Origin of the sequence: Burkholderia latens (assembly GCF_001718795.1) — a bacterium.
GTDB classification, from domain to species: Bacteria; Pseudomonadota; Gammaproteobacteria; order Burkholderiales; family Burkholderiaceae; genus Burkholderia; species Burkholderia latens_A.
Genome location: NZ_CP013438.1, coordinates 928,557 through 949,515 on the forward strand (window position 1 = coordinate 928,557; position 20,959 = coordinate 949,515).

Here is a 20,959-nt window from a genome sequence, read left to right on the forward strand (position 1 = left end):
CCGAAGCGGGAGGTATCGTGAAGAACAGGGTATTGATGGTCATGACGCGGGACATCCCGCAGCACGTATCGAACGGGCGCGAGCGGACGCTGCGCTTCATCCGGAATGCGATCGGCGACGAGATGGAAGTCGCAGAGTTCAAGATCCGCTCCGTTTTCGAGGATGGTGGATGGTCCGGAAAGCTCGGCGCCGTCGCACGCGTCGCGATCGGTGTGCTGCGCGCCGAACCGTGCGCATTGCAGGTCGCGATGTTCTGGCGCGCGCGCAAGCGCGCGGAGCTGCTCCGCGTCGTCGAGGCGTCGGCGCCGGACGTGATCTACTTCGACGGCATTCGCATGGTCGACTACGCGACGCTGGTCGGACGTCGTTTTCCGCACTGCCGGATCGTCGTCGACTTCGACGATCTGATGTCGCGCCGGGCAGGCATTCTGCGCGCGCACGATTTCCCGTTGTCGGCCGGCTACCTCGCCAGGTCGATCCCGCGCCCGTTCGTCAGGCTGGCGAACGCATCCATCGTTCGAAAAGCCTTTCTTCGCTACGAGGAGTTCGCGCTGAGGCGGCAGGAACGGGCCGCGATCCGCGCGTCGAATGCGGTCACGCTCGTGTCGACGGAAGACGCAGGCGCACTGCGCGCGCGGCTGACCGACGACGAGGCTGCGAAGGCGCACGTGATCGCGCCGCCGCTGAGCTCGCGCACACCGGTGCGTTTTCCCGCGACGCCGCTGCGCTTCGTCTTTATCGGCTCGGACGCGCAGTTGCAGAACCGCCTCGCCATCGAATACCTGATCCGGCTCTGGGCCCGTGTCGCGCCGGCGAGTCCGCTGGTGATTTTCGGTCGCATGGTCGGTCGCTACGATCCGGTGCCGAACGTCGTGTTCGCGGGATTCGCGCAAAGCCAGGCGGAGGTCTATACCGGATGCTCGATCGCACTGTGTCCGGCATTTCTTCGTGGCGGCATCAAATCGAAAGTGCTGGAGGCGATTTCGTACGGCTGCGTCCCGGTGGGCAACGACGCGGCGTACGAGGGGCTCGGATTCCACGACGACGCGCTCGCGATGACGGAGCCGCGGCTGGAGCGGTTCGTTACCGCGCCCGACGAGGATCTGCCCAACGTGGTCGCAGCGGCAACGCGCTTCGCGGAGTACTGCGACCAGCACTTCAGTATGTCGCGATTCGGACAGCGGTGGCGCGAAGTGATCGCACCGATGCCGGACGGTTCGCGGTAACGCATATCGTGCGGTAGTAGCACTGCAAGGTCCGGAGCGGCGGCGCGAGGGCGCCGAGGTTGCGGACGTCGTCGAAGTCAGCGGGACGTGACGGCGGTAAAAGGAGCCCGCCTTTGTCCACAAAGCGATTTGCGCTCGACCGTCAGCGGGACTTCGCCGCGAGACGAACGCGTGCAATCTCCAATTCGATACGGATATCAAATACAAGAATGAGACCAATCCTGTTTGGTGAGTGTTTTGGATGGCTGCATCCGGGGAGTGGAACGCGAGGCGTCGTTCTGTGCAGCGCGTACGGCCACGAAGCGGTGTGGAGCCACGGCGGCATGCGTGAACTGGCAGACCGATTGTCGGCCCGCGGCATCCCGGTGTTGCGTTTCGACTATCGCGGCACCGGGGATTCCGCGGGCGGCGACGGTGCAAGCGACCAGTTCGACACGGCTGTCGTCGACGTCGTTGCGGCAATCGGGCGGCTCAGGGAAGAAACGGGTGTGACCCATGTCACATTGTGCGGCTTGCGGCTTGGCGCGGCGTTCATGCTGATTGCGGCCGGGCAGGTCGATGTCGACGAACTCGTGATGCTCGCGCCGGTGGTGAACGGTCGCAGCTATTTGCGAGAGTTGTCGATCGTTCGCACTATCTGGCTCGAGCAATTGCCGGCGCCGTTGCGGGCGGTGCAGCAGCGCGACGCGTTGCTCAATGTACTCGGGCAGGTTTATAGCGCGACGTTCCGCGATCGGCTGAAGCGTTTCGACGCGGCTGCCGTGCTGAAGGTGGGCACGCGTGCGCCGGCCGCGCGCACGCTGGTGTTCGACGTGCATCCGGCCGACAGCGAGCCGATGTGCGCATGCATCCGTGCGTTGGGGGGACAGGCCGAATCGCGGACCTTCGACGGCTATGGGGCCTTCATGCAGGAGTCGGTGTTCTCGAAGCTTCCCGAACGCGTGTTCGCCGCGGTGGTGGACTGGATCTCGGCTCCGATTGGCGCGCAGCCGGCGGCCGGCGTCGCGGCGCACACCGCGGCCGATTGGCCCGACCTCGGCCCGGGCGGGGTGCTGCGCATGGCGGACGTTCATGAGCGGCCGGTGCGATTCGGCGCCGACGGTTTGTTCGGTATCCTCTGCGTGCCGGCGAGTTCGCCCGATCCGGACTCGGCGGTGCTGATCACGAACACGTCCGCCAGCCCGCATGTCGGCGACAGCCGGCTGTCGGTGCGCATCGCCCGCGAGATCGCCCGTCGAGGCATCGCATCGCTGCGCTTTGACGCGCGCGGCATCGGCGACGGCGCGGTGTCGCGCGCGATGGCGGCGCGGATGGCACTGCAACCGGTCTATTCGAAGACGACCGTGGAGGACGCTGCGGCCGCCGCAGACTGGCTGAAGGCATGCGGATACCGGAACGTGGTGTCGTTCGGGATCTGTTCGGGGGCGTACAGTGCGTTGCGAGCCGGGCTGCTGGGACGCTCGCTGTCGGGCGTCGTGTCGGTCAACCTGCAGAGTTTTTACATTCCGGAAGGCGTGTCGGTGGAATCGCTGCACCAATATCAATCCAATTCGCTCGCCGGATATCGCTCGTCGTTTTTCGATCTGTCGAAATGGGTGCAGGTGCTGCGCGGCGAACGGAGAATATGGCCGTTCGTTCGCCTGATGCTGAGGCGGACGTGGACGCTGCTGTCGAACCGCGTCGCGGCTGCGCGGCGCCGGGGCGCTCGCCCGCCGGCCGCCGATGCGGTCCCGACCGATCCGCACGAGGTGATGCGTGCGCTGCAGCGAAATGGTGTGAGCACGTTGTTCGTATGCGGCGCGTACGACAGCAGCCTCGACTTGATGACGATGCATTTCGGTCGACGCGGCAAGCGACTGGAGCGATTCCGGTCTGCCCGAGCGGCGGTGCTCGACGAAGTCGATCACAGCGTGTTTGGCGGGCAGGCGGTCGACAAGGTCGTCGAGCTGTGCGTGGAGTTCACACAGCAACTCGGCGCCGCGCATGCGTCGGTCGGCAAACCGGCCGGCCGCGAACTGCGCGGCCGCTACCGTCGGCCGCAGGTGCCGACCTGACGGCACTGCTGCTGGCAGGCCACCTGGACCTTCACGATCGGGAAACCCATGCAGATATTTAAGCGCATCCTGTTGACGGCATTCGGCGCGCTCGCGTTGTCGGCCGGCAGCGGCCATGGCGAAGAGCACGTGCCGGAATTGGCGCCGGCAAACACGTCGGCCAGCCGCGCTTTCGCCGGATCGCCCAATGGCATCCCCGGCGGCATGACGTCCGTTTCGAAAGTCGACGTACATACGCTGCTGTATCCCGGCAGCACGACCCGTGTATTGGCCCACTATCTGCCTTGGTGGGGGCCAGATCGTCGCGGGGTCGCCGTCGGCTATCGATCCGACGATCCGAGCCAGGCGCTGCGGACCTTCGAGGACATGCATTCGCGCGGTGTCGATGGTGTTGTCGTCGACTGGTATGGAAAGGGACATTTCGTCGATACGGCGTGGAAAGCGTCTATGCCGGCACTGGCAAGGTTTCCGCGGATGACGTTTTCGATCATGATCGACAGCGGCACATTCAAGTTCAACGCATGTCGCGGCTGCGATCTGACCGATACCATCCTCTACCACCTCGATTACGCAGCGCGCGAATATTTCACGTCGAAGCAATACTTGCGCTACGACGGTCATCCCGTCGTGTTCGAGTTCGCGATCGAAGCGGCCGGAAAGGCGGACTGGGCGAGAATCCGTGCCGCCCACCCGGAGATCTACTGGATCCATACGCACGCGTCGGGATTCGACGTTCCGTACAGCAATGGCGGATTCGTCTGGGTGCAACCGTCGTCGAGAATGCTCGCGCACGTGGGCAGCTTGCGCGACCGCGCGCATCGGGCGCGCTTCTACGAATTCGCAATGAAAAAGGGATCGGGGCCGATCACGGTCGGCGGGGCATGGAGCGGTTTCGACGATTCGCGCGCGCCATGGGCCGCCGCCGAGCCGAGCTACCTCGAGCAAGCGTGCGGCCAGACCTGGCTCGACACGTTCAGGAGCATCAACGACCGCTACGATGCGCGGCATCAGCTTCCGTTCGTGCAATTGATCACGTGGAACGACTACGAGGAGGGAACCGCGCTCGAGCCCGGCATCGCGAGCTGCGCGGCGGTAAGCGCGGCGCAAACGGGGCGCACGCTGAGCGTACGGCTCACGCATCCGGAAACGGTCGACCACCTCGAGCTCTACCGGCAACTCGGCGCGTCGTCGTTCAGGCGGGTCGGACGCTATCCGGCGGACACGACGAGCATGCCGCTGCCTGATGCCGAAGCCGCCGTCTATTTCATCGAGGCAGTCGGCAAGCCGTTTATCCAGAACGTCGTGTCGCCTGCGATCGTGGTCCGGTAGCCGGCGGCGATGCGAAGCGGCGGCGCGCCGTGCGCGAGCGCATGCCGTTGCCGGCTCACGCGCGCGCTGCCGGCAGCTTACTGCACGTCGTCTGCCGTCGAGTGCGCGAGCGGCGCAGGGGCCGGCTCGGCCGCCGGCGTTCGCGGCGCGCTCATCGTCGTGCGCCCGTACTGATCGTCGAACCGCACGATGTCGTCCTCGCCGAGATAATCGCCCGACTGCACCTCGATGATTTCGAGCGGAATCCGCCCGGGATTCTCGAGACGATGCACTTCGCCGACTGCAATGTACGTCGATTCGTTTTCACTGAGCAAAAAGCTCTCGTCACCGCGCGTGACTTTCGCGGTGCCGCGCACGACGATCCAGTGCTCGGCGCGGTGGTAATGCATCTGCAACGACAGTTGTTTGCCCGGTTCGACGACGATCCGCTTCACCTGGAACCGTTCGCCCAGATCGATCGAATCGTAGTGCCCCCAAGGCCGCCGAACCTTGCGGTGTTCGCTCGCCTGCGGCCGCCGCTCGGTCTTCAGGCGCGCGACGATGTCCTTCACGCGCTGCACGTCGTGCTTGTTCGCGACGAGCACTGCATCGGGCGTCTCGATCACGACGACGTCCTTCATCCCGACGCACGCGATCAGCCTGCCTTCGGAGCGCACGAGACTGTCCTGCGTTTCGTCGAACACGACGGGGCCGCGCGCGACGTTGCCCCGGTCGTCCTTCGGCATGATTTCCCAGATCGCATCCCAGGTGCCGACATCCGACCAGCCGGCCGAAAGCGGCACGACGATTCCTTCGATGCCGAGTTCGGGACTCTCCGACAGCCGCTCCATCACCGCGTAGTCGATCGAGTCGGACGGGCATGCGTCGAACGCCGCCGCATCGATCCGGAAAAACGGATCCTCGGCAATGCCTGCGCGCCACGCCGCTTCGCAGGCCGCATGGATGTCCGGCGCGAGTGCACGAATCGCTTTCAGCCAGATCGACGCGCGCGTCACGAAAATGCCGCTGTTCCACCAGTAATCGCCCGATTGCAGGTAGCGGTCGGCGAGGGCGGCGGTCGGCTTCTCGACGAAGCGGCCGATCGAGTAGCCGCCTTGTCCGCCGAGGCGGCCGGTGCGCGGTTCGCCGACCTGGATGTAGCCGTAGCCGGTTTCCGCCCGGCGCGGCAGCACGCCGAGCGTGACGATCGCGCCTTCCTGCGCATAGCGCGCCGCGCGCCCCACCGCGTCCTGGAATGCCGCCACGTCGCCGATCACGTGATCGGCCGGCATCACGGCGAGCACGGGATCGTTCGCGAGCGCGCTGGCGTCGAGCGCCGCGAGCGTCAGCGCAGGCGCCGTATTGCGCGCGGCGGGCTCGAGCAGGATGCGGGCCGGCGCCCCGCGTCCGAGCACCTGCGCTGCGCTCATGATCCGATGCTGTTCGCCGCATACGAGCAGCAGCGTGTCGCCGAGCGACGCGTTCGCGATGCCGTTCAGGCGCCGTGCGGTCGCCGACAGCGGCGACTCGTTCGAGGTCAGCTCGATCAACTGCTTCGGATACTGCTCGCGCGACAGCGGCCACAGCCGCGTGCCGGACCCGCCGGCGAGAATGACGGGCAGGATGCAGGGAAGGTCGGGTTCGGGCACCGGACGAAGAATGGTGTTCATCGATTGGCTCCGGTATCGGCGGACAGCCGGTTGTGTGTACGGCCGTCGACGCGCGGATCCTCGCTGGCCGACTGCGATGTCGAGACGGCTCGCGACAGCAGCTGACGCAGTGCACCGGCCGCGCGCTCCGCCGGCCGCACGAGGCCGACGAACGGCGAACCCTGTTCGAGAAACGGACCGTAGGCCTTGCGAAACCCGAAGCGTTTGTAGAACGCCTGGCGCTGCGCGGGAACGTGCGTGCGCACCGCAACGTCGGGCCACGCGGCGCGAGCGGCCGTGATTGCGCGCTGGATCAGTTGCTCTAGCGTCGCGTCGTCGCGGCACGCCTCGCTCGTCAGCACCTTGTCGATGACGACGTCCGGATCGACGTCGTCGCCGGGCAGCACGCGCGCATACGCGACGACTTCCGCGGTATCGCCGCGATGCAGACGCGCGTACACGTGCAACGCGTGCGCGTCCTTGCCGTCGATGTCCAGATGCGTGTGCGCGTCCTCGACCACAAGCACCGCATTGCGCGCGCGCAGGATTGCATACAGATCGACGGCGCTCAGATGATCGAATTCACAACAATGCCATTCCATGATGCGGTCCTCGTGTGAAGCCTTCAGCTCGCCGCGTCGCACGAACGCAGGCGTGTCGCGCGATGCGGCAACGCCCATCATGCGGATGCCGCGCCGGCCGGTCTGTTCGAAAGCGTACTCACGCTCCGGTTTTGCGCGGCGGGTTCCCCTGCGCGCTGCGCCGGCCAATGCCGCGGGCCACGCAATGTGCGGCAGCACACAGTGGCCGCGCAGCGGCTTGTCGATAATTGAGCGACGGCGTTGCCGGATCCTTTCAGCAAGCCTGCGGTCTTGCCGGAAAACCGCGCGTCGAGCGTCGGGATGGCGGGCCGCCGAACTGGGCGCGCGTCGTGCACGTCGGCCGTGCTGCGTTGCCGCAGCATGTGCGGCGGTCCCTGCCGACCGCTGCCGATTCCCGGCCGTTGACCGGCCGTCCGGCGCGCCGCCATGCTGCCGGGGCCGGCGGCGGCGCGTCCGTCAGCGTCGTTACGGCGTTGTAACGAATACAATCGCGCCGCGCGCGCCCGACGTGTCATGCTGGCGTCGTGTCGGACATGCGATTACCGACCGTCGAAACAGCCTGTCCGGATTTTTTCCGCGATTTCGGCGAGAATCGCGGGCAATGCGTGCCCGAATGTTGCAGAAAAGTAGTATTTGCCACTGATTGACGGGAATGGTCGTGGATAATCAAATCTGAGTCGTCAAACATGCGACGCGTCGGGTTACTTTCGCGTAACGGGCTGAATAGATGTTTTCTTTTGGTAACAACGGCATTCCAACCGCGGTGTAGATTCAGGAGTGGATCAAACGAGGGCGCCATTTCGGAGACGGGCTGGCGGCCATCCGGTTCAGCATCGAGCGCGACTGTCGTGTACGACGCGACGCAAATGCGGACGGAGTTTCCGTTTGCCGACGTGCCCCGTCCGACGGCGCGTCGCATCAAAGCCGGAATGCCGTGGCCCGGGGCCGCGCATTCCCTTCGAGTTCGATGACAACGAGGCCGGATGACATCCGGCTCGATCTCCGGGGGCACTCGCCGTGTGTATTTTCGATCTTGGCCAAAGCTGTGGAAACGCAGCGCTGACCGGCGGCCACGAGCCGCCATCCGCGTGCGCGCGAACGGTCCGCGGAGTGCAAAAAGTGATGGTTCGTTATGAATATGCCAATAACGCGCGATAAGAGCGCCGACGGGGGGAAGGCGAACGGGCAGCGTCCGCTGATTTACTGGACGCAGTCGCCGTCCGTCATGCTCCGCAAGGAACTCGCGCGGCGCGACTGGAAAGTGACGACCGTCGCGCACGCGAGCGAACTGCGCGACACGTCCGGCGAAATCACCTGCGGCATCCTCGACCTGAGCGGCGGCCATGCCGACGCGATCGGCAGCATCGCATCGACGTGCGCATCGATGCGCGACGTCGTGTGGGTCGCGCTCGTCGAAGCCGGCCAGACCGCGTCGCCGAACGTGCGCGCGTTGTTGCGCGATTATTGCTTCGACTACATCACGTTGCCAGCGTCGCATCAAAGGATCGCCGATACGGTCGGCCATGCGTACGGGATGGAATGCCTGTTCGCGCGCGATCGCGAGCGGCTCGAATCGCAGGAGAACGGCATCGTCGGCACCTGCAGCGCGATGCTGCGCCTGTTCGATACGGTGCGGCGCTTTGCGCGCACCGACGCCCCGGTGTTCGTGTTCGGCGAGACGGGAACCGGCAAGGAGCTCACGGCCGTCGCAATTCACCGTCACTCCGAGCGGCGCAACGGCCCGTTCGTCGCGGTCAACTGCGGCGCGATTCCGCCGCACCTGCTGCAATCCGAACTGTTCGGCTATGAGCGCGGTGCGTTCACCGGCGCGAACGCGCGCAAGATCGGCTACGTCGAAGCCGCGAACGGCGGGACGCTGCTGCTCGATGAAATCGGCGATCTGCCGCACGAGAGCCAGGCGAGCCTGCTGCGCTTCCTGCAGGAACGCGCGATTCATCGCCTCGGCGGCAGCGACCCTGTGCCGGTCGACGTGCGGATCGTGTCGGCGACGCACGTCGATCTGCGCGAAGCAATGGAAGAAGGGCGGTTTCGTGCGGACCTGTTCCATCGCCTTTGCGTGATGCGCATCGATCAGCCGCCGCTGCGTGCGCGCGGCAAGGACATCGAGCTGCTTGCGCACCACATGCTCGAGCGTTTTCGTGGTGACGCGCGCCATCGCGTGCGCGGCTTCTCGACCGATGCGATCACGGCGCTCTACAAGCACGACTGGCCCGGCAACGTTCGCGAACTGATCAACCGCGTGCGCCGCGCCGTCGTGATGACGGAAGGAAGGCTGATCACCGCTCAGGACCTCGAGCTCGAATACTGTCTCGATGCGGCGTCGCCGTCCGTCGCGGACATCCGCAAGTCGATCGAGCGCGAAGCGATCGAAACGGCGTTGCTGCGCACGCGCGGGCGCGTCGCCGCTTCCGCGCGCGAGCTTGGCGTGTCGCGTGCGACGCTTTATCGGTGGATGGAGGCGTATGGCATCGAGCGGCCGCGCGGCACGGGCTCGTCGGACTGACGCGCGCAGTGCGGCGACGCAAGCGCGTAACCTCTTAACTCGCAACCGCGCGCGGCTGCGCGTCGTTCCGAATCGCGCCGGCAGCGTCAGCCGGCCGGCGTCGCGCGCACGCTACGTGCAGCGTTGACCGCACGGATCTCGACGCTCGGCGGCACATCGTCGGCCCGCGCTTCGCCGGGGGCGGCGAGCGGTATCAGCGCGACCCGCGCCGGCGTGCCGGGCGCGAGATCGAACCACTCGTCGCGCGGCACGTAACCCGGAGCATCGATCTGCACGTGGCGCGCGACGTGGCGCGTGTCGATGTCGACGTGCCACGTACCGCCGCTGCGCGACACGCATGCTTCGATGCCGGGTTCACGGCGCGCGAACACGGCCGGATGCGTGCGGGACGGAAAGTAGAACGCCTGCGACAGCAGCGTGCCGTCGTCGCCGCGCAGCGTCGCGACGACGGTATCGTGCTCGCAAGGTCCGAAGCGATACGCATAGGTCCAGTCGAAGAAGCGGCCGAGCAATTCGGCCGAGCCGAGCCGAATCGTATCGTGCGCGGCGATCCGGACCGGCCCGGCGGCCCGTGCAACCGGCGTGCGGCCGTCGCGCAGCGCGACGAGCTCGACGGCGGCCGCCAGCGGCGCCGCGCGTTCGTTGATCACGTGCACGTCGACCCCGTTCAGCCCTTCGTCGACGAGCAGCACCTGCACCGGCTGAAGCACCTGGCGCAGTGCATACCACGCGGACTTCGGGCGATGCGCCGCATCGATCACCCCCCATCCGGCGCCCGGCATCACGTCCTGGAACTGCCAGACGAGCGCGCCTGCGCAGCGCGAACCCGTGCGACGCCATTCGGAGAACGTGTCGCGCATCAGGTCGGCGATCACCGCGCGCGACAGCTCGAAGTAGCGCGACGCATCCTCGCGCCGCAGCCGGTCCGGTGCCACGTCGTACAGCGTGTGCAGATAGTGGTCGCGAACATCGTCGAAATCCCACGAAGTACCAGGGTCGCGCGGCACGGCCGCTTTCCAGCGCGGCTCGTGAACGCCCGGCCAGCCGAGGCTGGCGAGCATCGCATCGCATGGCACGTTCGAGAACGCGAGGCATTCGCTCGCGAAGCGCACGTCGGCGCGACGCGCGTCGTCGAGCGGGCGCAAGTACGCGCCGACACCGTAGTAGTGCGACACCCGCTCGCGCGGCACGAACGGCAGCACGCCGCCGTCGGGCGAATCGGGAACGTAGACCGTATCGGGCCGTCGCGCTGCCGCATGGCTCGCGAGGCGTTCGGCGGTCAACTCGAGAAAGCGCTGCCTCGGTCCGAGCCCCGACATCGCGGCCTGCTGCGCGATCTCGCTGCCGCCGCACAATACCGCAAGCGACGGCGACGCACGGTGGCGCGTGAGGAACTGGGAGGCTTCGCGATCGACGGCGTCCGCCAGTGCACGATCGTCGAGCCCGTAGTCGAAGTTCGCGAACATGAAGTCTTGCCACACCATCAGCCCGAGCCGGTCGCACCACGCGTGGAATGCATCGGCCTCGTAAGTCATCGTGCCGCCGACGCGGATCATGTTGAAGCCGGCGTCGCGCGCGTACCCGAGCAGGCGGCCATAGGTTGCGTCGTCTGCGTGCAGCGTGAGCGGTGCGGCGCTGCTCCAGCACGCGCCGCGCGCGAACACCGGCACGCCGTTTACGCGCAACCCGAAGCCCTTGCCGTCGTCGCCCGCATGCGGTTCGATCGTGCGAAAGCCGGTTGCGCCGAGCGGTCGGCGCTCCGCCCCGATGTGCAGCGCGATGTCGTAGAGCACCGGTTCGCCGTGCGTATGCGGCCACCAGCGGCGCACGTTCGGCACCGCGACGGACGCATGCAGCCGGTCGGCGCCGGTGCGCTCGAGCGTCGCTTGGTGTTCGCCGCACGACAGCCGGGCCGTAAACGCGTCCGGCAGCGGCGCCGCGAAGGCGAGTTCCGCATCGAGCCAGCCGGTGTCGCCGTCGACGCGCGCGTGCAGATCGCAATGAATCAGCACGGGGCCGTCGGCCGGGTCGAGCACGTCGACGGGCCGCCACGGACCGGTCGGCACGCAACGGGGAAACCAGCCCGGCATGTGCCCGAGCAGCGACGTGCGCACGGCGCGCAGCGTCGCCGGTTCGGCCAGACGCGTGCGCCAGCGTGCACGGCGAGGCGCGCGCGCATCGCGCAGGTGCGGCGCGAGCGCGCGGAAACAGATGTACAGCCGATGCACGCCGTCGAGCGTTACGGGGACGTCGTGCGCGACGAACATGCTGTCCGAGCGCAAGATCGGCGTGTCGTCGAGCCACGCTTCGGCCAGCGTTGCGAGACCGTGAAAACGCAGCACGCGCGGCCCGTGTCCGCGCAGGTCGACGCGATACCAGTGGTCGCGCTCGGCGAGCGACGCCGCGTCGTCGCTGCGGCCGGCCAGCGCAAGCGCCTGCGCGACCGTACCGGGCACCGGAGCTGCGATCCAGCCGGCGCCGGCGGGAAGCGCGCGCGGTTCCCGCACGGCGCCCGCCGCCGTCGCCAGCATCGACCACGTGCGTGCGGCGCGCGTGCGCGTCACCGCACCAGCGGCACGGGGGCCGCGTCGACACGAACGGGTGCCGCAACTCGCAGCGGCGGAGCGATCTGCCGCGCGCAGTCGATCAGGTCGCCGTATGCGGTCTCGATCGCATCGAGCGTCCCGTCGCCGCGCTCTTCCTTGCCGCGCGCGCACGCACGTGCGAGCCGGAATTCGAGCACCATCGCTTCGGCCGCGATCCGATCGCACGCCGCGCGGATCTCGGCGAACGGCCCGACGCAACCGCTCGCCTGCAGCCAACGCGCGTAGTGGCCGAACAGCTCGAAGTTCGCGCCGAGCTGCCGCACCGAATTGAACGAGTACGCATGAAAGCGCTCGAGCGGGGAATCGGCGAGCGCTTGCGCATCGATCTGCAACTGGCGCCGGAATGCTGCGACCGGGTTGACGATCGGCACACGGCGCAAATGCCGCTGCAGCGATGCGAGCGACACTTCGCACAGCGCGCGCTCGTCGAGCGGCGGGAATCGCCGCTTCGCGCATTCGACGTAGGGCGGCAGCGGCATCGGCGAACTGTTGCCGACGAGCCCGTTGTAGTCGAAATCGTCGGCAACGTAATAGCCGCTGTTGTGGAAATAGCCGATCTGGCGGTTCGCGCGGTCGATCGAATCGATGCCGATCGTGGTCTTCGTATGCTGCGTGCGGTAGCTGCTGCCGCGCGTGTCGGGCAGGAACCACGCGTCGACCTCGACGATCATCAGGTGACCGCGTGCAACCTGCGTCTCGATGTGCTGGTCAAGCGGCTCGTAGATCGAATGCTCCTGCACGACGATCCCGTAGAGCCGCTCCAGTTCGTCGTGCGGAAACTTGAAGAACGTGAACTGGTCGCCTTCGAAATCGAGCGCGATCGTAAACGGCAGCGCCGCGTACGGATTGAGACCCCACCAGCGAAGCACCTCGAGCCACATGTCGACGTAGCAGTTGGTCTGTTTCCAGACCATCTCCTGACTGTGCAGCGGGTGTGGACGATAGTGGCGTGCGCGATGGCGCACGTCCTCGAACGACGTATCTTCGCCGCCGCGGGATACGAATTTCATCGCGTGCCCCACAGCACGTCGCGCACGTCCGCGGGCCACGCGTCGATATCGAAACCGTGATGACGGAACAGCGCGAGCGTCAGCCGCTCGAGGCCGAACCCGACGCAGCCGGTGTGCGCGACGTCGCCCGTCGCGGTGCGGATGTCCCACAGCAGCCCGAAGTGATCCATGTGGTAGTTGAAGCTGAGGCATGCCGTCTGCCGGCCGTCGTGCTCGATCGGGATCAGCAGCTCGAACTTGAGGTTCTGTTCCCGCTGGCTGTTCGCGACGATCTTGCCGCCGCGTCCGAAGAACGGATCGTTCGCCAGATCGATCGCATTGGGCAGGCGCAGCGCGTCGATCATCCGCGTGCCGCGCTCGATCCACGTCTGGCGGAATTCCACGATCTGCTCGGGCGTGCCGATACGCACGTATTCGCGCATCCGGAACAGCTGCATGCGCGTCGGGTCGAGCGAGGGCTCGTGGCGAAAGCAGTACGAGAACACGTCGACGATGCGGCCGTCGTCAGGCAGCGCACCCGCGTTCGCGACGACCGGATAGACGGGGTAGCACGCGGCGGGCGTCATCACGACGTAAGTCGGCTTCTGGCTTTCTGTCCAGTCCTCGCCGCGGTCGAGGCATTGCAGCACGCGCTGGTGCCGCTGTTCGTCGCCGCAGAATGCATGCACGCTGCCCGCAAGCTGCGGAAAGCTCTTCATGTATTCGCTGCGCTCGAATTCCATGCGGCTCATCGCCGGCGGGAAGCGCAGCACTTCGGCTTGCTGGTCGGCGCCGATGCGCGTGACGAATGCGTCGAGCGCTTCGACGACGCGCTCGAACCGCTGGCTGCGGCCGAACAGGCCCTGGATGCCGGTCGATACCAGCAGGCCCGCGTCGACGAGTTCGTCGCGCAGCGGGTTGACGCCCGCACGGTCGAGCGGTGCGTCCGGCGGCGCAGCGGCGGGAGCGGGGGAAGGCACGGAAAGGCGATCGTTCACGAGTGTTTCTCCAGCGTCGCGGGACGCAGTGCGAGCAGCAGGTTGGAGGTGTTGGCGGCGATGCGGTCGTTGCTGATCATCAGCGGCGCCGCGTGCAGGTCGCGAAGGTGGCGACCGATGCTGTATGGCGTGCCGTGCTTGTAGCCCGCCATCCCGCAGATCATCATCGCCTGCTGGACGACCTCGAGCGCAGTCGAAGACACATACGTCTTCAACGTGTTGATCTCGGCGGCCCAGGCCATGCCGGCCGACCACGAACGCGTCGTCGGGCTGGCCTGCAGGCGCAGCACGTTGTCGACACGGGACTGCATCGCCTGCATCAGCGCGAGCGATTCGGCGATGCGTCGCGATGCGGGCGACGGCGCGCCGTCGGTCTGGCGCGCCTGTGCACGGAAGAACTGGTGCGCGCGATGGAACGCGTCGCCGGCCACGCCGATCCATACCGCGGCCCACAGAATGTGCGATACGGGCACCATCGTCTGTTCGGCAATCTGCGCGAACGGCACCGGCAGGCATTGCACGGTCGCACCCTGCGCGTCGAGCACGAAGCCGTTGCTGCACGTGCCGCGCATGCCGAGCGTGTCCCATTCGCCGCGCCGCGTGAGCGTATAGCCGTCGCGCAGCAGCGTGACGAGCACCTGTTCGGACGGCGGCGCGTCGGCGTCGCGTCGCGCGGTCGCGAGGATGCCGTCCGCATAATCGCCGTACGAGATCGTCGGCGCGGATTTGTGCAGCCGGAACTCGCCGCCGTTGGTGTCGAGCGCGCATTGGCTCGCGCGCAGGTTGCCGCCGACGCCATCCTCTGACGTCGCCGACGCGAGCAGCCACTGATGGCGCACGAGCTGCTGCAGGAACAGCTTGTGCCAGCCCTGGTCGACGGCGTGATCGACGATGCAGGCGACCTGGATCTGGTGCATCGCGAACACCATTGCCGACGACGCACAGGCCTGGCCGAGAATCGAGCATGCCGACGCGATGTCGGCGAGCGATGCGCCGGCGCCGCCGAGATGCGTCGGCACCATCGCGCTCAGCAGGCGGCGCGCGCGCATCGCCTCGATCGCCTCGACGGGGCAGCGCGCGTCGCGATCGACCGCATCCGCGTGCTGGGCCGCGATCTGCGCGACCGCGCGCGCGGCGTCGTCGAGGCGGTGCGTTTCGCCGCCGGCGGCGAATTCCGGAAGTAGCGCGCTCATGCGGAATGCTCGGCGCGTTGCAGGGTGGCGATCGTGTCCGCGAGCGCATCGATGCTGCGGAACAGATTGCGGTTCAGCATCTCGTCGGGAATCTCGATGTTGAACTGCTTCTCGATCGCGAGCATCAACTGGATCGTATCGAGCGAGGAGAGGCCCGCTTCGTAAAGGTCGTCCCCGTCACCGATCGAATCGATCGCGGCTTCGAGGTGGGCGACGTGCTTGAGGATGGTTCTGATGTCGTTTTTCACGTGCGGCTCCGGCGTGCATGGTGTCGTCCGCGCGGGCGGACGCGCGCATCGCGCTGACATTCCCCCCGGCAGTCCGGCATCAGTAGACCATTCGCGCGCACGGCGATCTGTTCGCCACCCTACAATCCGCTGACTCGGCGCGCCCGCGCGCGCCGAAAAGCCGCAGGGCTCACGCGCGTGCGGCGGCCGCCACGCCCGAATCGGCCGACAGGATGCGCTTCATCTCGTCGCGCACGATCGCACGGCAGCCGCACGACAGCTTCTCGAGGCCGCCGAGATCGGCAAGCACGATCGAGCTGCGGTACTGGCGGATCAGTCCGAGCTTCTGGATTTCGCCGGCGGCGTCGGTGACCGTTTCGCGGCGCACGCCGAGCATCTGCGCGAGCATGCTGTGCGTGACCTGGATCTCGATGCTGCGCGAGCGGTCGTACGCGAGCAGGAACCATCTGCATAACTGATGTTTGAGCACGTGATGACGGCTGCAGAACGTGATCTGCGAAACCTGCGCCATCAGCAGCCGCACACAGACGAACACGAGATGCCGAATCACCGGCGACGCGTCGAACGCGGCGGCGAACACGCGCCGGTCGAGCCGATAGACGAAACCGTCGCGGCACGCGACGGCGCGGCACGGCATCCGGCCGCTGCCGCCGATCACGTCGTCGCACACGATGCTTTCGCTGCCGATCTCGGCCACTTCGAGCGTCATGCCGCCCGACGACACGTACTGCAGCGAAATCGCGGTCGTTACGGGAAGGTACACCGCGGCGAGCATCTCGCCGGGTTCGCACAGCACTTGCCCCGACTTCAGGTGAACCAGTTGCAGGTTGGCAATCAGCGTCGCGCGCTCGTCGCGATCGAGCGCAGCGAGAAACCGGTTGGTGTCGAAGCTCGGGGAAAGATCGATCATGCCGCCAGTGTGGGCGGCAGCGTCATTGGCCTGGTAGGTCACGGCACATCCTCGCAGAGGGCGATCGCACGGCATGCGCGGCATCCTGGCGGCATTTAGCACGCACGTGCGGATTTTGGATTGGTCGGAATTGGAATGCCGACCGCGCGAAAAGGCTAGCACGCAATTTAATTCAATAAGCCCGGTACTTTGTCACTTCACAAAGTTTGACGATCTCGGGTAAATGAAGAATGTCATGTGAATTTGAAGTTTTCGTTTCCATGTATTAATCGACCTGAAATGGATTGGCAGATAAGCGGAGAATTCGGCGCCGTTGTGGAATGAATCGGGCGGCGCGATGAATCCTACAAGAAAAAAATATAGATGGCATTGAACAGTATTTGACAATCGCGAGGGTGGCTCTTGTTTACTTAATAAAATCATGGCCTTGTATGTCATGTGTGCGTTTGGCCACAAATTCGATAATGAGTGGGGCGATTCAAATTTGAGACAGTTTCAAACGAGCATTTGACGCGCTGGCAGCAGCGGCGGACGCGGCGAGACATCACGGAAACGATTGAAAAGGTCGCGTAAGTATTTGAACGAACAGCGCCGTGCCGCGCTGCTGGCGCCGCTGCGCGCCACGTCGCCATTGATCAGTCGAATCGCGCGACGTGTCCGCTGCGGCGCCGGGTGTCCGGAAATGAGACATTTTTTGTGGTTCCGAGACGGTTATTCGGCCGTTCTAAAACGACTGTCATTCATATATTAAGGACGAGCCGGTATTGGCACGTAAATCGCTTATTCGGGCGGGCGTGTCGAAGCGGGACTGTCGAATCGATCCGTCGGGGAGAAGCCGGCGGCCGGTTCGATCCGGGGTTGTGGGCCGCAACCCGGGCCGCAGTACGTACGCGCATTGCGATAACGAATTCCGTCGACGCGGCTGCATGCGGCGCGGAACAAAAAAGGGAAACAGCCATGCTTCATCTTCACTCGAGCTTCTCGGCGAACGCCATTCTCAATGCCCTCCCGGAGGACAGCATCCGGGCCATCGCACCGCACCTCGAGCTGGTCAGGATCAAGGCCGGCATGCTCGACCGGGTCGGCGAACCGATGCGCCACCTGCATTTCCCGACGACTGCGATGATGTCGGTGCAGCACCTGATGGAGGACGGCGCGATGGTGGAGGTTGCGGTCGTCGGCCGCGAGGGAGTCGTGGGGCTGGCAACGCTCGTCGGCGGCATCGCCGTGTCGAACCGCGTCGAAGTGCGCATCGGCGGGATGGCTTATCGTGTGCCGACCTGCGTGATGCGCTCTGAATTCGAGCGTTCGCCGGCGACCTACCGGCTGCTGCTGAACTACTGCCAGGCGACGATGGCGCAGATTTCGCGCAGCGCGCTGTGCAACCGGCATCATTCGGTCAGCGAACAGTTGAGCCGCTGGCTGCTGCTCGCGCATGACCGGATCGACGGCGACGAACTGGCGGTCACGCAACAGACGATCGCGAACATGCTCGGCGTGCGTCGCGAAGGCGTGACGGAAGCGGCCGGCAACCTGCAGGAAGCCGGGCTGATCCGTCAGCGGCGCGGGCGCATCACCGTGATCGATCGCGATGGTCTCGAGCGTCAGGCATGCGAATGTTACGAGCTGATCCGCGCAGACTATCGGCGGCTGCTGGGTGCGCGAGCCGGCGCGAGGTCGATGCCGGTGCGGGCACGGCTGCCGGAGATGCATGGCGGTTTCCCGGCACACGGTGCGTGACGATGCATTCGATGTCGGGTGGAACGATTGCGACGCGGCATGCAGCGATCGCCGCGGCGGACGTCGCGCTCATGCTGGCGGGCGTGCTTGCGGCGCAGGCGGCGATGCGCATTGCGTGGCACGACCTGTTGGACGCGCAGCGCGGCGCGATTGCATTGTTGTGCGTGCTGACCGTCGCGCTGCTGCCGGACGCCGCGCGTGCGCCGCACGTTGGGGCGTCGATGCCCCGCGGCAGTTCGATGCTCACGCGCACGGTGGTGGCCGTGTTGTGCGCGAGCGCGCTGACGATGGCGGGCGCAAGCTGGATCCTCAATCGCAGCGGCACGGTCACGACCCGCTGGATCGCGCGCACGGTACTGTCCGGCGACGCGGCGCTGCTGGTCGGCAGGCTCGCGATGTGCACGCTCGTGTTGCAGCGCGGCCATCCGCGCGCGCGCCAGCGACGGGTCGCGATTGTCGGCGCAACCGCATATGGACGCGTCGCGATCGAGCGGATGCAGCTGGAGCCCGACGGGCCGTTCGCAGCCGCGTGCGTGTTCGACGACGATGGTTCGGCCGTGGCGGCGGACGGAATCGGCGGCGTGCCGGTGATCGGTGACTGGGCCGCGCTGAAGCGCATGATTCGCAGCGGCGAGATAGACGAAGCGTGGCTTACGCTGCCGATGTCGCACGAGTCGCGCATCGGGCGCATCGTGCGCGAACTGCGCGACGAGTTCGTGGAGTTGCGGCTGTTGCCCGATGTGCGGCAAATGGCGGTCGTCGAACGCTCCGCGACCGACGTGCTCGGCATGCCCGCGATCAACCTTGCGACCACGCCGCGCTCGGCGCCGGAGTTGTGGGCGAAATTCGCGTTCGACCGGCTGTTCGCGGTCGCCGTGCTGATCCCGCTGCTGCCGTTGCTCGCGGTGCTGGCGGTCGCGGTGAAGCTGTCGTCGCCGGGGCCGGTACTGTTCAGGCAGCGCCGCAAGGGCGCCGACGGCCGCGAGTTCCACATTCTCAAGTTCAGGACGATGCGCGCGCATCGTTCATCGCCCGGTGTCGTGCGCCAGGCGTCGCGCAACGATGCGCGCATCACGCGCGTCGGCGCGTTCCTGCGGCGTACGTCGCTCGACGAACTCCCGCAGTTCTTCAACGTGCTGTTCGGCCAGATGTCGGTGGTCGGCCCGCGTCCGCACGCGATCGAACACGACGATTTCTACCGGCAACTGGTCGATTGCTACATGTACCGCTATCGCGTGCGGCCGGGGATCACGGGATGGGCGCAGGTGAACGGCTATCGCGGCGAGACGCGCAAGGTCGAGGCGATGGCCGCGCGCGTGAAGTTCGATCTGTTCTACATGCAGAACTGGAGCTTCTGGTTCGACATGAAGATCATCCTGCTGACGATCGTGCGCGGCTTCATCGGGCGCAACGCATTTTGATGTAGAGGATTGCCAATCGTCGCGGATGTGCGATACGTGATCTACGCCCGCTGCGATCGCACAGTCCCGGCCGCGCTTCAGCCGTCCGCCGGCGGCTGCCCGGCCGCCGGCAACGCGGCGGGCGACGCGGCCGGGCGCTCGTCGGGTGCGGCCTGCGCGCTCGATGGCTGGATGGCGTGCTGGATCGTCGGCACGACCATCGTCGGGAACAGGGCCGCCAGGGCTACCCAGATGACGACGCCGAACAACATCGCTCTCTCCTCGAAAAGAACAAGCGGGCGAATCCGCCGCGCATGCGCTCAATCTATGACGCAACTTTGTACAGGGGATTGATCGACCTCAACGGCGGCTGCGTCAGACGAATGAGCGGCGCTCCGTATTCGCGTCCGTCCCCGCTTTCGCGCGCGGCACGCGCCGCGTCCGCTCGCTCGCGGCTGCTGATGCCGGTCAACACATGCGGGTTCATTGGGTTTATGCTGCGTCGAATGCGTGCGCCGTTTCGTGCGGGCGCACGTGCATCCGGGCGCGGCAAGCGAGTATGCATGGCCGCCGCGCACCGCCGCGAAAACCGCGCGCCGCATGTCTGATTGCGCGGAACCGGAAAAGGAGAGACGGCGATGGCGCTCGATCAGCAACAACGGCAGACGTTGCAAAGGCTGCTGGCCGACAGCGAGCAGGCGTTGCGGGCGGACATTCGCACGAGCGAGGATCAGCGCTCGCTCGAGTCCTATGCCGAACTCGCCGGCGCGGCGCCGGACGAGGGCGACGAAGCAAACGCCGATCTGTTCGTGGACACCGACCACGCATTGATCGGGATGAAGCTGGCCGAGCTACGCGCGATCGCGCGTGCGCAGCAGCGCATGCGCGACGGCAGCTACGGAGAATGCATCGATTGCGATGCGCCGGTCGGCTACGAGCGGCTGCTCGCGCTGCCGTCCGCCGAACGTTGCACGCATTGCCAGTCGGTGTACGAGCGCCGCTACGCGACGACACCGCGCGCATCGCTCTGATGTCGGCGCCGGGGCCGTGCGGATCGCGCGCCCCGCGCCGCACGCTACCGGCAGCCGGCGCAGGATGACCACCGGGCGAGCGCCGCCGTCGACATGCGGCGACGGCCGGATCGACGCCGTCGCGCCATTGCACGACGCCATCTACGTGGAACGCGAGCCACGCCGATCATGCCGATCCGCAATGACGAGTGCGCGGCCGTATTCGCTGAAGTTTCCGACATGCGCGAAATCCAGGATGCGCATCCGTTCAGGGGTGCGCGCGAATCGCGACGCGTCCGGCACGATTGACGACTACGGGCGCGACATTCCCGCGATGATCGCGAACGCGGGCGATCTCGCGCCAATCCCGTCGATCGGTGCCGACTTCGCGGCGAAGCTGTGCACGCTCGCGGAACCGCAACCGCAACCGCTGCCGGCGAGGACGATGGGCGCAAGCGGCACGAGCACCACGGCCCGGCGCATCTGCCCGAGCGCCGCCTGA

The 20,959-nt window shown here is 66.4% G+C and carries 16 protein-coding genes and 1 pseudogene; 8 read left to right on the top strand and 9 right to left on the bottom strand.

Annotated features, from left to right (window positions below; genetic code table 11):
* Positions 1 to 17 precede the first annotated feature (17 nt).
* The 3 genes from WK25_RS23515 to WK25_RS23525 all read left to right on the top strand — a co-directional run bounded on the left by WK25_RS23515 (position 18) and on the right by WK25_RS23525 (position 4,609).
* Positions 18 to 1,226, top strand: coding sequence for a glycosyltransferase (locus WK25_RS23515; RefSeq protein WP_156432199.1), 1,209 nt, complete (start codon positions 18 to 20; stop codon positions 1,224 to 1,226).
* A gap of 113 nt (positions 1,227 to 1,339) precedes the next feature.
* Positions 1,340 to 3,280, top strand: coding sequence for an alpha/beta hydrolase (locus WK25_RS23520; protein WP_156789092.1), 1,941 nt, complete (start codon positions 1,340 to 1,342; stop codon positions 3,278 to 3,280).
* Positions 3,281 to 3,328: 48 nt separating this feature from the next.
* Positions 3,329 to 4,609: a hypothetical protein gene (locus WK25_RS23525; RefSeq protein ID WP_069242887.1), complete on the top strand. Its 1,281-nt coding sequence runs from the start codon at positions 3,329 to 3,331 to the stop codon at positions 4,607 to 4,609.
* Between the two features lie 77 nt (positions 4,610 to 4,686).
* Here WK25_RS23525 and WK25_RS23530 read toward each other — a convergent pair whose 3' ends face one another.
* Together WK25_RS23530 and WK25_RS23535 are read right to left on the bottom strand one after the other, a co-directional pair.
* Positions 4,687 to 6,258, bottom strand: a complete 1,572-nt coding sequence (locus WK25_RS23530) for a mannose-1-phosphate guanylyltransferase/mannose-6-phosphate isomerase (RefSeq protein ID WP_059546739.1) — start codon at positions 6,256 to 6,258, stop codon at positions 4,687 to 4,689.
* Positions 6,255 to 6,839 (bottom strand): drug:proton antiporter, encoded by a 585-nt coding sequence (locus tag WK25_RS23535; RefSeq protein WP_069243518.1) that lies wholly within the window; start codon positions 6,837 to 6,839, stop codon positions 6,255 to 6,257. The genes WK25_RS23530 and WK25_RS23535 overlap by 4 nt, the downstream gene beginning before the upstream one ends.
* 1,132 nt (positions 6,840 to 7,971) lie before the next feature.
* Between WK25_RS23535 and WK25_RS23540 the strand changes: the two genes are divergently transcribed.
* Positions 7,972 to 9,363 carry a sigma-54 dependent transcriptional regulator gene (locus tag WK25_RS23540; RefSeq protein ID WP_040139659.1) on the top strand — a complete coding sequence of 464 codons (1,392 nt, stop codon included), beginning with the start codon at positions 7,972 to 7,974 and terminating at the stop codon, positions 9,361 to 9,363.
* Positions 9,364 to 9,449: 86 nt separating this feature from the next.
* On the opposite strand, the gene WK25_RS23545 is transcribed toward WK25_RS23540, so the two are convergent.
* The 6 genes from WK25_RS23545 to WK25_RS23570 all read right to left on the bottom strand — a co-directional run bounded on the left by WK25_RS23545 (position 9,450) and on the right by WK25_RS23570 (position 16,349).
* Positions 9,450 to 11,927, bottom strand: a complete 2,478-nt coding sequence (locus WK25_RS23545) for a glycosyl hydrolase 2 galactose-binding domain-containing protein (protein ID WP_069242888.1) — start codon at positions 11,925 to 11,927, stop codon at positions 9,450 to 9,452.
* Positions 11,924 to 12,979, bottom strand: coding sequence for a DUF1839 family protein (locus tag WK25_RS23550; protein ID WP_069243519.1), 1,056 nt, complete (start codon positions 12,977 to 12,979; stop codon positions 11,924 to 11,926). The genes WK25_RS23545 and WK25_RS23550 overlap by 4 nt, the downstream gene beginning before the upstream one ends.
* Entirely contained in the window at positions 12,976 to 13,956 is a 981-nt protein-coding gene (locus WK25_RS23555) for an amino acid--[acyl-carrier-protein] ligase (RefSeq protein ID WP_040139661.1), read from the bottom strand. The genes WK25_RS23550 and WK25_RS23555 overlap by 4 nt, the downstream gene beginning before the upstream one ends.
* A complete protein-coding gene (locus WK25_RS23560; protein WP_069242889.1) occupies positions 13,953 to 15,149 on the bottom strand; it encodes an acyl-CoA dehydrogenase family protein in 1,197 nt (398 codons plus the stop codon). The genes WK25_RS23555 and WK25_RS23560 overlap by 4 nt, the downstream gene beginning before the upstream one ends.
* Positions 15,146 to 15,397: an acyl carrier protein gene (locus tag WK25_RS23565; RefSeq protein WP_040139663.1), complete on the bottom strand. Its 252-nt coding sequence runs from the start codon at positions 15,395 to 15,397 to the stop codon at positions 15,146 to 15,148. The genes WK25_RS23560 and WK25_RS23565 overlap by 4 nt, the downstream gene beginning before the upstream one ends.
* A gap of 169 nt (positions 15,398 to 15,566) precedes the next feature.
* A complete protein-coding gene (locus tag WK25_RS23570) occupies positions 15,567 to 16,349 on the bottom strand; it encodes a Crp/Fnr family transcriptional regulator (RefSeq protein ID WP_040139664.1) in 783 nt (260 codons plus the stop codon).
* A gap of 915 nt (positions 16,350 to 17,264) precedes the next feature.
* Here WK25_RS23570 and WK25_RS23575 point away from each other — a divergent pair.
* Both WK25_RS23575 and WK25_RS23580 read left to right on the top strand, forming a co-directional pair.
* A complete protein-coding gene (locus WK25_RS23575; protein WP_040139665.1) occupies positions 17,265 to 18,047 on the top strand; it encodes a Crp/Fnr family transcriptional regulator in 783 nt (260 codons plus the stop codon).
* A gap of 11 nt (positions 18,048 to 18,058) precedes the next feature.
* Complete coding sequence (locus WK25_RS23580; RefSeq protein ID WP_069243520.1) at positions 18,059 to 19,468, top strand: undecaprenyl-phosphate glucose phosphotransferase; 1,410 nt, start codon at positions 18,059 to 18,061, stop codon at positions 19,466 to 19,468.
* A gap of 77 nt (positions 19,469 to 19,545) precedes the next feature.
* Here WK25_RS23580 and WK25_RS31840 read toward each other — a convergent pair whose 3' ends face one another.
* Complete coding sequence (locus WK25_RS31840) at positions 19,546 to 19,719, bottom strand: hypothetical protein (RefSeq protein ID WP_167432669.1); 174 nt, start codon at positions 19,717 to 19,719, stop codon at positions 19,546 to 19,548.
* A gap of 366 nt (positions 19,720 to 20,085) precedes the next feature.
* Between WK25_RS31840 and WK25_RS23585 the strand changes: the two genes are divergently transcribed.
* The gene (locus WK25_RS23585) at positions 20,086 to 20,478 is read left to right on the top strand and encodes a TraR/DksA family transcriptional regulator (protein ID WP_040139666.1); all 393 of its coding nucleotides are present in this window, start codon (positions 20,086 to 20,088) and stop codon (positions 20,476 to 20,478) included.
* Between the two features lie 168 nt (positions 20,479 to 20,646).
* Positions 20,647 to 20,869: pseudogene (locus WK25_RS30805) on the top strand (DNA polymerase/3'-5' exonuclease PolX); the annotation flags it as partial.
* Between the last annotated feature and the right edge of the window lie 90 nt (positions 20,870 to 20,959).